This window comes from Pseudobythopirellula maris, assembly GCF_007859945.1.
In the GTDB taxonomy this organism is placed as follows: Bacteria; Planctomycetota; Planctomycetia; order Pirellulales; family Lacipirellulaceae; genus Pseudobythopirellula; species Pseudobythopirellula maris.
This window is the reverse complement of record NZ_SJPQ01000003.1, coordinates 473756-485649: the sequence shown is the minus strand read 5'-3', so window position 1 is coordinate 485649 and position 11894 is coordinate 473756. Positions and strand designations below refer to the sequence as shown.

12 protein-coding genes are annotated in these 11894 nt (G+C 66.5%); 1 reads left to right on the top strand and 11 read right to left on the bottom strand.

Annotated elements, in window-relative coordinates:
- Positions 1-103: 103 nt before the first annotated feature.
- The gene (locus tag Mal64_RS14755) at positions 104-1762 is read right to left on the bottom strand and encodes an ABC1 kinase family protein (protein WP_146401593.1); all 1659 of its coding nucleotides are present in this window, start codon (positions 1760-1762) and stop codon (positions 104-106) included.
- A 158-nt stretch (positions 1763-1920) separates the two neighbouring features.
- Here Mal64_RS14755 and Mal64_RS14750 point away from each other — a divergent pair, with 158 nt between their 5' ends.
- Positions 1921-3255, top strand: coding sequence for an outer membrane protein assembly factor BamB family protein (locus tag Mal64_RS14750; protein WP_146401591.1), 1335 nt, complete (start codon positions 1921-1923; stop codon positions 3253-3255).
- Here the strand turns inward: Mal64_RS14750 and Mal64_RS14745 are convergent.
- From Mal64_RS14745 to trmB, 10 genes are all read right to left on the bottom strand, one after another.
- Positions 3252-3692 carry a HEAT repeat domain-containing protein gene (locus Mal64_RS14745; protein ID WP_146401589.1) on the bottom strand — a complete coding sequence of 147 codons (441 nt, stop codon included), beginning with the start codon at positions 3690-3692 and terminating at the stop codon, positions 3252-3254. The two genes, Mal64_RS14750 and Mal64_RS14745, sit on opposite strands and share 4 nt — an antisense overlap.
- Before the next feature lie 32 nt (positions 3693-3724).
- Complete coding sequence (locus Mal64_RS14740; protein ID WP_146401587.1) at positions 3725-4408, bottom strand: ABC transporter ATP-binding protein; 684 nt, start codon at positions 4406-4408, stop codon at positions 3725-3727.
- A 114-nt stretch (positions 4409-4522) separates the two neighbouring features.
- A complete protein-coding gene (locus tag Mal64_RS14735) occupies positions 4523-4963 on the bottom strand; it encodes an acyl-CoA thioesterase (protein WP_146401585.1) in 441 nt (146 codons plus the stop codon).
- Positions 4964-5111: 148 nt separating this feature from the next.
- The gene (gene rpsR, locus Mal64_RS14730; RefSeq protein WP_146401582.1) at positions 5112-5369 is read right to left on the bottom strand and encodes a 30S ribosomal protein S18; all 258 of its coding nucleotides are present in this window, start codon (positions 5367-5369) and stop codon (positions 5112-5114) included.
- Positions 5370-5594: 225 nt separating this feature from the next.
- Positions 5595-6896 carry a glycosyltransferase family 4 protein gene (locus Mal64_RS14725; protein ID WP_146401580.1) on the bottom strand — a complete coding sequence of 434 codons (1302 nt, stop codon included), beginning with the start codon at positions 6894-6896 and terminating at the stop codon, positions 5595-5597.
- Between the two features lie 190 nt (positions 6897-7086).
- Entirely contained in the window at positions 7087-8649 is a 1563-nt protein-coding gene (locus Mal64_RS14720) for a sodium:solute symporter family protein (protein ID WP_231993773.1), read from the bottom strand.
- A complete protein-coding gene (locus Mal64_RS14715; RefSeq protein WP_231993771.1) occupies positions 8646-8921 on the bottom strand; it encodes a DUF3311 domain-containing protein in 276 nt (91 codons plus the stop codon). The genes Mal64_RS14720 and Mal64_RS14715 overlap by 4 nt, the downstream gene beginning before the upstream one ends.
- A 137-nt stretch (positions 8922-9058) precedes the next feature.
- Positions 9059-10363, bottom strand: coding sequence for an NAD(P)/FAD-dependent oxidoreductase (locus tag Mal64_RS14710; RefSeq protein ID WP_146401578.1), 1305 nt, complete (start codon positions 10361-10363; stop codon positions 9059-9061).
- A gap of 34 nt (positions 10364-10397) precedes the next feature.
- Entirely contained in the window at positions 10398-10964 is a 567-nt protein-coding gene (locus Mal64_RS14705) for a hypothetical protein (RefSeq protein WP_146401576.1), read from the bottom strand.
- Positions 10965-11035: 71 nt separating this feature from the next.
- Positions 11036-11728 (bottom strand): tRNA (guanosine(46)-N7)-methyltransferase TrmB, encoded by a 693-nt coding sequence (trmB, locus tag Mal64_RS14700; RefSeq protein WP_146401574.1) that lies wholly within the window; start codon positions 11726-11728, stop codon positions 11036-11038.
- Positions 11729-11894 lie beyond the last annotated feature (166 nt).

Here is an 11894-nt window from a genome sequence, read left to right as displayed (position 1 = left end):
GTCGGTGGGGGGCGACCGTAGCAGAGCACCCCACCCGCCGCCATGCCGATCCACGGCAGGACGCTAGCACGACGCGCGAGCCGCCGGCCCACGCGATCGCGGGTTAGTCGCGGTCGATCCAGCCCGACTTGCTGATCGCCAGGATCAGCCGCAGCCCCAGCACCGCGCTGAGGGCGAATCCCACCACCCCCGGCGCCGACACGCCGTAAACCGAAAGCACGTTGTTGCTGAGCATCAGCGACGAGCCGATCACCAGCGAGCTGGTGAGCAGCCCGAGCACCAGCCGGTTGACCGAGGGCTCCAAACCGCGGTGGTCGAGGTGCACCTCGAACGTGCCGGTCTGCAGTTGGCTCAGCACCTCGCGCAGCCGGCGAGGCGTCTCCTCGGCAAGTTGTTCGAGCTCGCCATAGAAACGCCGCGCCTTCTTCGCCTGGCGGCGTGGCGAGAGCCGCCGCAGCACCATCTTGCGCTGCATCGGCGCAACGAGCTCCAGCAAACTGAAGTCGGGCTCCAGGCGGCGGGCGGTTCCCTCGAGCATCACCAGCAGCTTGAGCAGCATCGCCAACGCGGGCGGGAGCAGCACGCGCCGCCGCCGCAGCACGCCGATCAACTCGGCCATGGCGCCGGCCAAGTCAAAGCCGCGCAGGTTCTGCCGGCCGAAGTGGTCGACGAATTCCGTCACCTCGGCGGTGAAGGCCGCCTCGTCGAGGTCCGTGGGAACCGATCCGATCCGCCCCAGCACGCTCACCAGCATCGCCGGGTCATCGGACACGATCGCCATGAGCATGTCTTCCAGGTCTTCGCGCAGGGCGTCGGGGATCCGGCCTACCATGCCGAAGTCTAAGAGCCCGATCACGCCGTCGGGCAGCACCAGGATGTTGCCCGGGTGGGGGTCGGCGTGGTACAGGCCGTGCTCGAAGATCATGTCGAGGTAGACCCCCGCGCCGTTGCGGGCGAGTTGGCCGAGGCAGGCGTCGGGGCGTTGGGCGAGGGCGGGGCTCGACAGCTTCTCGCCGTCGAGCCACTCGAGCGTCAGCACCCGTTCGGAGGAGAGTTCGGCGTAGGGACGCGGGATCCGCACACGGGCGTCGCCCGCGAACGCCTCGCGAAACTGAACCATACGCCGCCGCTCTTCGTTCAGGTCGAGTTCACGCCGCAGCGAACGCTGCAGCTCGATGGCGGTCGCCTTGGGGCGGTAGGGCTGCAAATCGGGAAGCCTCTCGGCCAATTCGCCTAGCCCGACAAGGATCTCGGCGTCGACGCTGATCCGTTTCTCGATACCAACGTGTCGCACTTTGACCGCCACCTCGGTCCCATCGTGCATCCGCGCGCGATGGACCTGTCCGATCGAAGCCGAGGCGACGGGCTGATGGTCGAAGTGGGCGTAGAGCTGCTCGACGGTTGACCCGAGGTCCACTTCGATCGTGCGGCGCACGTCTTCCCAGGAGTCTGCCGGCGCGGCGGTTTGCAAGAGCGTCAGTTCCTCGGCAAGCTCGACACCCACCTGATCAGGGCGGGTCGCTAGCAGCTGGCCCAGCTTGATGAACGTGGGACCTAGCTCCTCCAGGGCCATCCGAACGCGTTGCTCTTTGCCCACAGCGCCCGCGTTGTCCGTGTTGCGCTTTTTCAACAAGCCTTTGGCGAAGGTGGGCAATTCAACACGCGCAACCCAGTTCGCCAAGCCATGCTTACTTAATACCGAGAGGATCTCGCGCCAACGATTCGCGTTGCGATAGACTTGCGGGATCGAAGTGATGTTCATCAGTGATATTTTTTGGATAGGCGTTGCCTGGCTCTGCCAACCATAGTGTAGTCTTGTGGGAACCCGGTTCGGACAGAGCCAGGGCGGCAGCCCGTCGGAACCGGGCCGATTCTTAATGCCCCCCCCTCATATTCCTCCCTCCCCTCCCAAGACCACCCATGCGATACCGCGTGCGCGTGCGACGACCCCCGACCTTGGTGGCGATGTTTGCCTCCTTGGTTCTCGTCGCAACGAACTCAATCGCCGAGGACTGGCCTCACTGGCGTGGCCCGCATCAGAACGGTGTGTCGACCTCGACGGGCGTGGCGCGAGTGTGGGGGCCGGAGAAGAACGTCCTTTGGCGCACCGAGTTGCCCGGCCCGGCTGGGTCGACGCCGATCGTGGCGGGCGACCGAATCTTTCTCACGACCGCCGACGGCGAGGAGTTGCTGCTGTTGGGCTTCTCGACGGACGGCGAAGAGCTTTGGCGACGCACTCTCTCCGACAAGAACAAAAAGATCCGCGGCGACGAGGGGAACTACGCCTCCGCCTCCCCGTCGATCGAAGGCGACCTCCTGGTCGCCGCCTCAGGCGACGGGCAACTGGCCTGCTACCGAACCACTGGCGAACCGGTTTGGCGCGTCGATCTCCAGGAGCGTTACGGCGAACTCAATATTTTCTTCGGCTACACCTCGACGCCGATCATCCGTGACGGACGTGTGTACCTGCAAATCATTCACGGCGACGGCGAGGCGGACACGAACGAGGCCCGGGTAGCTTGCCTCGACCTCAACGACGGCGAGGAGATTTGGTCGACCGAGCGGCGCACCGGCGCCCGCGGCGAGAGCGAGCACTCCTACGCCTCGCCCGTCTTTTTCGGCTCCGGCCTCGACGCGCTCTTGTTGACCCACGGCGCCGACCACACGATCGCCTACGACCTGGTCGAGGGCAAAGAGGTTTGGCGGTTGGGAGGGCTCAATCCGCCCGGGACCTACCACAGCTCCTTTCGCTTTGTCGCCTCGCCCGCGGTCGGGGGCAATCTGATCGTGATCCCCACGGCCAAACGCGGACCGGTTTTCGGCGTGCTGCCGGGCGGCATCGGCGCGATCACGAACTCGGACCGTGTGCTCTGGAAGCTGCTCGGCCGTACTCCCGACATCCCCTCGCCCATCGTGGCGGACGGTTACGTCTATCTTTGCGGCGAGGACGGCGCCCTCAGCTGCATCGACGCCCAGACCGGTGAGGTGATCTACCGCCGACGCACCGAGTCCGACCGCCACCGCGCGTCGCCCGTGGTGGCCGACGGCAAGATCTACCTGACCTCGCGTCGCGGCGTCGTGACCGTGGCCCGCACGGGGCCCGACTTCGAGATCTTGGCGAAGAACGACCTCGGCGAGCCGATGGCCTCGTCGCCGGCGATCGCCAACGGCGTGCTCTACCTGCGAACCGAGAACGCGCTCTACGCGATCAAAGAGGTGACTTTCACCCCTTACCCCTTGGGGCAAGGGAGCTAGACGGCGCCGACTCGGTCGAGCGCCTTCTGGGCCAAGCGGGCCATGCGTGGCTCGTCCGATAGGGCGAGCTTTGCGAGCGTTGGCGCCGCTTCGCGGGCCGCAGGCCCGATCTCGCCCAACGCCCAGACGGCCCGTTCACGGGCGGCGAGCGGCAGCTCGCTGACGGCAAGCCGCGTGAGCGAAGCGACGGCGGGGGCGGCCGTTTCGCCGAGTCGGCCGAGGAGCGTGGCGGCCCAGTAGGCCGTGTCGCCCGCCTCCGCGGCGAGCAGCACCACGAGCTCGGGCAGCAAGTCGGCCGCTGGTGGGCCCATCTCTTCGAGCGCCGCCGCACAGGCAGAGGCCGCCTCGGCGTCGCCGCAGCCCGCCGCCAAGGCGTCGGCTTGCTTGCGCTGGGTGGCGAGGTCGGCTTGCGCGAGTTCTTCGAGCGTGTGGGGCATGGACGCACGGTGGGGTGGGGCGAGGGTCCGCGTTAGCTGGGCGCGAGCGTGTGCAGTTTGCCCGCCTCGAGCCGCAGCTGCGAGCCCATGGCGTTGGCCAGATCGCTGCTGTGCGTCACCGCGACGAGCATGCCGTTGCGTTCCTGTTGCAGGGCGAGAAGCAGGTCGCTGATCGCCGCGGCGGTGGCGCCGTCGAGGTTGCCTGTCGGTTCGTCGGCCAGCAGCAGGAGCGGCCCGCGGACCAACGCGCGGGCGATCGCCACCCGCTGCCGTTCGCCTCCCGAGAGCTCCGCCGGGCGGTGCGTGAGCCGGTCGGCCAAGCCGACGCGCTCGAGCAACGCGGCGGCGTGCTCGCGGTCTTGGGGTGTGGTCGACCGATCGGCCAAGAGCGGCGCCAGTACGTTCTCCAGCACCGAGCATTGCGGCAGCAAATGGTGCTCTTGGAACACGAAGCCGATCTGATCCGCTCGGAAGCGTGCGAGCCCCTTGGCGCCGAGCGCAAACGGGTCGACTTCCGCCAGATGAACCGAGCCGCCGCTCGGCGACTCGAGCGTGCCGAGGATCGAGAGCAGCGTGCTCTTGCCGCACCCGCTGGGGCCGACCACCGCGACGCTCTCGCCGCGGCTCAGCTGGAAGTCGACGCCGCGCAGCACCTCGAGCGGCTCGGCGGGGGTGGGGTACGACTTCGTGAGATTTTCAACGATGAGATCGGCCATGCCCCGATTGTCCGGCGACCGCAGCGACGAAGCAAGGGAGAAGAGCTGGAAGTTGTTAGTCGCTAAGCGTTAGTTCTCGAAAAAATAGCGCCTAGCGACTAGCGACTAACAAACTCATGACGCGACGAACGGCCGCAGCTTGTCGGCCACCTCGGCGGGGATCGGCGTCGAGGCGGGCGGCTTGCCGTGCTGGATGACGCAGCAGACGCTCGTCACTTCGCCCTCGGCGAGTTCTTTGCCGTCCAAAGAGAAGCGGACCTTGTAAGTCACGCTCTTGGCGCCCAGCCGACCGATCGTGACCGCCACGTCGAGCTCGTCCTCGCAGCGGGCCGGTGAGCGGTAATCGCACGACGCCTTGACGCGTGGGAAACTGAGCGAGGCGCCGTCGGGCAGGTCGACCTCGGCGGGGATGTCGAAGACGCTCAGCCCCGTGCTACGCAGCAGGGCGTGCTCGGCGGACTCCATCCAGCGGAAGAACGCGGAGAAGTGGGCGATGCCCGCCATGTCGGTGTCGGAGAACTCGACGAGCCGGCGGGTTTTGAAAGTTTGGCCCACAGTGATCCCGTCGCTGTCTCGGCGTTACTAGTCAAGCGGTGCGTTGACTGAGAAACAGAATGGCCAATGACCAAGCCCCAATGACCAATACGGCTTGCGAGCAAGCATTGGCCATTGGGGCTTTAGTCATTTGGTCATTGACCCGTCATCAGTCGCCCACGTACGGCATCAGAGCCATGAAGCGGGCGCGCTTGATGGCGCGGGCCACGGCGTGCTGGCTCGCGGCGTGGCAACCGCTCTTGCGACGGCTGACGATGCGGCCGTGGCGGTTGGTGAGCTTGCCCAGGAGCTCGAGGTCCTTGTAGTCGACGTACATCGGCCGGGGCTTCACGCCGTCGACGAAGATCGGGTCCTTCTTGGGCGTCTTGATCTTCTTCTTATTCGAGCGTCGCTTGACGAATGCCATGGCGTTGGTTGGCCGCGTGGGGCGGCCCTTCACGAGGATCAGGGTAATTGGCTTGGGGCCCGCGCATGCGAGCGAGTCCCGCATCTTAGGGCGCCGGGGCGCCGGCGCCAAGGGCTCCCGTACGGAGGCCGAGGGGAGGAGGGCCCCCGGGATCGGCGGGCCTCCGATGCCCTCCGGGGGACTTACGCCCTCCGCCTCACCCGCTCTGTGCCCGCCGCGGTGGCCTCAAATGCCGTGCAAACGGCGGTAAAGTGCCCCCGTGGCCTCGGCCATGCCGTCGGCGTGGAACCTGTCGCGGATCGCCGCAGCTCCCTCGAGGCCGAGCGCTTGGGCCCGCTGGGGGTCTGCGAGCAGCTCGGCCAGCCGCTCGGCCAGGTGGGCCGCGTCGCCAGGCGTGTGCAGCAGGCCGCCCCCCGTGGCCGCGACGATTTCGGGGAAGCTGCCGTGGTCGGGCAGCACGACCGGCGTGCCGTTGGCCAGCGCCTCCAGGGCGGGCAGGCCTTTGCCCTCGCGGTAGAGCGTCGGCGTGCTGAACACGGCGAGCGAGCGCAGGAAAGCGATTTTCGCCTCACGCGTGAGCTCGCCCTCGTAGCGGAACCGCCCCGCCAGCGGGCCGCGCTCACAGCGGTCGCGCAGGTCGACGAGGTAACGCCAGTCGCCGCCGCCGAGGTAGCCGGCAGCACGCAATTCGAACGGCAACTCGGGTCGCTCGCGGGCGAGTCGCTCGCACGCCTCGACGAGCAGGTGGAGCCCCTTCTCGTGACACACGCGGGCGAAGAAGCCGATCCGCGGCGTCCCCGTGGGCGCCGCTCCCGCGTTTGATTCGAGCGGGCCGTGCCCCTCGAGGTTCAGCCCGTGGGGGATGACGTGGATCCGCTCACGGTCAACGCCGAGGTACTCGGCCATGTGGTCGGCGTAGTAGCCGCCCAGCGCGGTGAAGGCCTCGATCTCTTGGGCGCGCTCACGCAGCAGGGCGAGCGCCTGGGCGTGGTGCGGCTCGCTGAGTTGGTCGAGGAAGTTGTCTTCGCCCGACAAGGCGCAAACGATCCGCGCGCCGGTCCGTTCCTTCAGCCGCCGCGCCATGCCGAGCAGCATCGAGTTCGACAGGTGGATCACGTCAGGCTTCACGTCGTCGGCGAGCCAGTCGGCGAGCTTCTCGATTTCCTTGCTCTGCCGTCCCTGCTCGCCCTGGAGCATCGAGACGGTCATCGCGCCGAGCTTCTTGGGATCGACGCTCGCCGCCCCCTTGGTCACCCATCGCAGGAAGCCGGGGCTGTCGAGCAGGCGGTCGAACCAACGCGGCGTGTGGCGGAAGAGCCACGAGTGCTGCTGCAAGTAGGCGTTCACGCCGCCGAAGAACACGCGCGCCTCGGAAACGTCCTGCTCGTCGGTGCGCAGCGGCGTGTAGGTCGGCACGAGCAGCACGTCCTCGCCACGCTTGATGAGCGCAGCGGCCAGGGTGTTGTCGTGCAGGCAGCTCCCGCAGTACATGCCCGCGGCGCCGGCGGCTAGGTAGACGATTCGCACGGGGGATTCACCACGGAGAGCACAGAGGACACAAATATAGGACCAGAGAATTAGACGCGGATAAACACGGATGAAGCGGATTTACGCGGATAAAGGGGTGTGCTCAATCCTCTTAGATCCCTTTGATACGCGTTCGTCCGCATCCTATTCGTGCGTCTTTCTCCGTGCTCTCTGCGATCTCTGTGGTTGATTACGTTGTTGGGAAGAACTTAGCCAGCGTTTCCGCCTTCGGCTTGGGCGTGACGAGCGACACCACGACCAGCGCCACGGTCGACGCCAGCACCATGGTAGCCACCGGCATCGTCTCGTAGGTGACGCCGCCCAGCGGCAGGTCGACCGTGTAGGAGCCGTTGGCGCCGTAGCCCGACTCGCGGAACAGGTAGACCCACACGCCGATCGCCGTGAGCACGCAAGCGTAGGCGCCCGCCTTGGTGAGCCCGCGCCAGTAGATTGCGGCAAAGACCAGCGGGAACAACGCCGAGAACCCGCTGAAGCACCAGATGCCGAGCGTGAACACGCTGCGCGGCTCGAACAGGCTCAGGCCGTAAGTGATCGCCACGATGCCGATGATGAACGCGCGGGTGATGAACACCTGGGTGCGGTCGTCGTAGCGGTCCTTGCCGGCGTAGTGCGAGACGATGTCGGTGCTGAACATCGTGCCGAGGCAGAGGAATTGGCTGTCGAGGCTCGACATGATGGCGGCCAGCACGCCGGCCGTCAGGAAGCCGCCCAAGACGGCGGTCGTCTGGCTCTTGACCAGGAAGATCAGCACGCTGTTGGGGTTCGCGGCGATCGGGGGCGGCAGCCGCACGATGCCCGAGGCGGCCCACACGCCGATCAGCACGCACGGCACCCAGACGATCATGATGAAAATCGGGTGGGCCACCACCGACAAGCGGAAACTCTTCGCGCTCTTGGCCGTGAGCCAGTGCTGGAACAGGTGGGGGAACATCCCCACCGACAGCGGCACGAGCAGGTAGGTGAGGAACTTCGACTGCGACATCTCGGACCGCGTCGCCTTGCTCTCGGGGATCTTCTCGCCGAGCACGCGGAGGTTGTCCAGCAGGCCCTCTTGGCCGCCGAGCTTGCTGGCGATCACGCTGAACGTGACGACGCCGAGCACCATGAAGACGATGGTCTGGAAGGCGTTCGCCCAGGCCGTGCCGCGCATGCCGCCAAAGAAGACGTAGCAGAGCACCACGCCGCAGACGACCAGCGAGCCGATCTGACGGGGCAGGCCGCCGTTCGTGCCGGTGAAGTAGGGCAGGGCGCCGGTCTCGGGCTGGCCCGGGGCGCCGCTGGTGATCACCTGGATGACCGTGCCCGAAGAGAGCACGCCGATCAGCAGGTAGGGGATCACCAGCCCGACGAGGATCGGGAACAGCAGCAGGCCGAGCTTGTCGCTGTCCAGTCGGTCGCGGAAGAACTGGATCTGGGTCGAGTAGCCGTTCCGCCGGCCAAGGTCCCACATCTTGATGCCGATCAAGAAGAAGCAGAGCGAGTGGATGATGCCGCTCGACGAGGCCAGCATGCCGTAAACGCCGACCCCCTCCTTGAACGCCTCGCCGCTCGAGCCAACCAACGCGAACGCGGTCATCGTCGTGCCGAAGACCGACATCAACAGCAGGAACGGGCCGATCGAGTGGCTGGCGAGCTGGTAGTCGGCCTTCGAGCCCGAAAAGAACCGGCTGGCCATCATGCCCAAGAGCAGCAGCAGGCCGAGGTAGCACGCGATGATGATGAGCTGGATCACGCGGCCCCCCCCTTCTCACCCGCGGGCGGGGTGGGTGCGAGGGCGTCGTCGACGCCGGTTGGCCAGCAGAACTTGGTCGCCATGAACCAGGTGACGCTCGCCGCAATCGATATGCAGGCGTGGAAGAACAGGGCGATCGGCATGAAGCCGAACACGAGCGTGCCGTCGTTCCAAAACCAGATGTCCTGGTGCAGCACCAAAAGCAGGAGCACGAGGCCCCAGACCACCATCCGCATCGCCGCCTCCGCTGGAGAAGAATAGCCGTTGGTCAAGTAAGGAGTGTAACCCGATCGCCCCCGCCAGGGGGATGGGAGGGGCCGCGAGAAAGGCGAATCAAGAACGGCCTCATGACCCATTGCGTGGGCGGCTTCACCGTTCGGCCGATGGTGTCTGCCCAAGAGAACGCGAATCAGGCGATCGCCGGCACGGAACCGCCGCCGTCCATCGTGTCGTCCGCCGTGTCGCTCTGCCTGTCACTCTCGGCAATGGCGCGCTCGAGCCACGGGTCGAGGTCTTCAAACATTCGCGGGACGGCTGGCGAGAACATCCGGCCGATCAACAGATCGGTCAGGGCCGGCACGTGCTCCGGGTGATCCATCGCGAACTTGCCGACGCGGAACTCGCCCGAGTAGAACGCCGTGACGAGCTTGCGGACCCACTTCGTGCCCATGGAGAACTCCTCGGCCCAGGCGCCCAGGCGTTCGGCCGACGGATCCTTCGCCCGCAGTGCGTCGATGATGCAGTCGCTCGCCATGTCGGCCGAGAGCATCGCGAAATAAACGCCCGACGAGTAGACCGGGTCGATGAATCCCCAGGCGTCGCCCACGAGCACCCAGCCGTCGCCCGACGGCCGGTCGGTCGAGTAGGAGAACTCTTTGGCCACGGCCAGGTCATCGAGCGGCTCGGCGCCCACAAGGCGGCTTACCACGCCGTCGCACTTGGCGATCTCTTCCTCGAAGATTTGGGCCGGCTTGCCGCGGCCCTTGAGCAGGTAGTCGTTGTCGCCCACCACGCCGACGCTGACGATGTCGTCCGACTGCGGGATGTACCAGAACCACGACTTCTGCTGGTCGGTGTGCAGGATGATCGTTTTGACCCCGCCGCCCGACTCGTCGCGATGGGCGCCGCGATAATGCCGCCAGATCGCCGACTTCTTCAGGTCGGGGTTCACCCGCTTCAGGCCCAACCGGCCGGCGAGCATGGCCGACTGACCGCTGGCGTCGACCACCACGCTGCTGCCGATGACCGCCGTGGCGCCTCCTTTGGCTTGCAGCTTCACGCCCGTAGTCCGGTCGCCGACCATCGCCACTTCGAGCACACGGACGCCGTCGAGGCACTCCACGCCTTCCCCCTCGGCGTGGTCGTAGAGCATCTTGTCGAACGTGGCCCGCTCGACGTGCCACGTCTCGGCGCAGTCGCGGTCGTCGTGCTGACGGAAAAAGAACGGTTTGGATTCCTTGCCGGTGTGGTTCACGAACTGCACGCCGACCTTCTTAGGGAATCGGCTCGCGCGTAGCTTGTCGAGCACGCCGAGCCGCTCGAACGTGCGCCACGTCTCGGGCATCAGCGACTCGCCAACGTGCTCGCGCGGCAGCGACTCACGCTCGACCAACAGCACCGAGAACCCGGCTCGCGCCACGAGCGCGGCGGCGGTGCAGCCGGCCGGGCCGGCGCCGATCACGACGCAGTCGTAGGTCTCTTTCGTCGGGAGCATGCTCAAGCACGTGTGGGGGAGGCAGGGCGTGTTGTTACGGCCGGACGATCTCCAGCAGCTCGACCACCGGTTTTCCTTCCACAAGGATCCGCGCCGATCGGCCGTAGGTCGTGTCGCCCTCGTTGATCCCTAGGGCCTCGGCCAAACCGGGTCCCGCCTCGATGCGCCACAGCGCGAGCAGCTCGACCTCGCGCAGCAGGTGGTGGCGGATCAGGATCCGCCCGAGCGGAGTCTTGCGGGCCTCGATCGCCTCGCGGACAGCCGAAGGCAAGCCGCCCAGGTTGATCCGCATGACGCCCAACTGTACGGCCCTGCCGTCCGATTGACGAGCCAGAACGCTCGCACGCGAGTACCAGCCGTCGCCCGACCGCTCGTCCACCACGCGCACGTCGACAAGCGACTCGTGCAGCGCTTCTTGGGTGACGGTCATGTGGTCGTCGTGGGCCAGCAGCGCCCGGTAGTCGGGCTCAAGCTCGCCTTCGCCCACCGGTGTGAGCGAACCGAGCCTCTCGAGCGGCGTGTAGAACGGCTCGACAAGATCGCGCATCGCCCGCTCGTGGGCCACGGCGTGGTCGGTCGTGATCGGGGCGTCTGGGGGCACGGCGGCTGGGGCTTATCGAGGCGAGGGGGCCGTTCCACACTAACTCGTTAGGGCGCTAAGGGCCACCCGAGTTACGCACCGTCCCCGCCGCCGGTTCGGGCGATTCTTTCGAATTCCGCCCGGAAGACCGGCTCGTCGTTCAGCCGCGTGCGGCGCTCAAAGTGCGTGTGGAAATCGAGGTGGTGCTCGAACGGACGCTCCTCGACCGGGTGCGGCCCGGTCAGCGGCAGGCCCTCGCCGCGCATCGTGGCGATCAGCTCGAGGGTCGCCTGGTAATAGTCTTCCACATCGGTCCAAAAGTGGAGCCGCCCGCCATCACGCAGCGTGCGTGCGACGTCTAACAGAAACCTGTCGTTCAGCACCCGCCGGTGGGCGTGCCGTTTCTTCCACCACGGGTCGGGGAAGTAAACGTGCACCGCCTCGAGCGCACCGTCGGGGAGCAGTTCGTGGAACAGCCGCAGGCCGTCGCCGCTGAGCACCTTGCCGTTGTCGGCGTCTTGCTTGACGAGCTCGGCGGCGCAGTAGCGGGCGTACTTGTGGGCGATCTCGACGCCCAAGAAGTTGTGCTCGGGCCGCTCAGCCGTGGCGCGGCGCAGGAACAGGCCCTTGCCGCTGCCGACCTCAACCTCGAGCGGTCGCCCGCGCTGCGGCTCCTCGCTGAACAGCGCCTCGGCGTCCCACGGGTTGGGCAGGTCGTCGTACGAGAGGAGCCGACCGGTGAGGTCGATTTCTGGCTTGATCTTACGGAGCGCTCGTCGGCCCATAGCGTTATCGAAAACTTCTTTGAGAGAGAACCACGGATTGCACGGGTGTCACGGATAGCAATGGCCGCATAAAGACGCAATAAGCACGAAGAGAGGGATCCGATTAGAGCCGAAAATCAGGAGACGTCTTTTGTGCTTTCTCGCTCCTTCTCATGGCTATCGCATC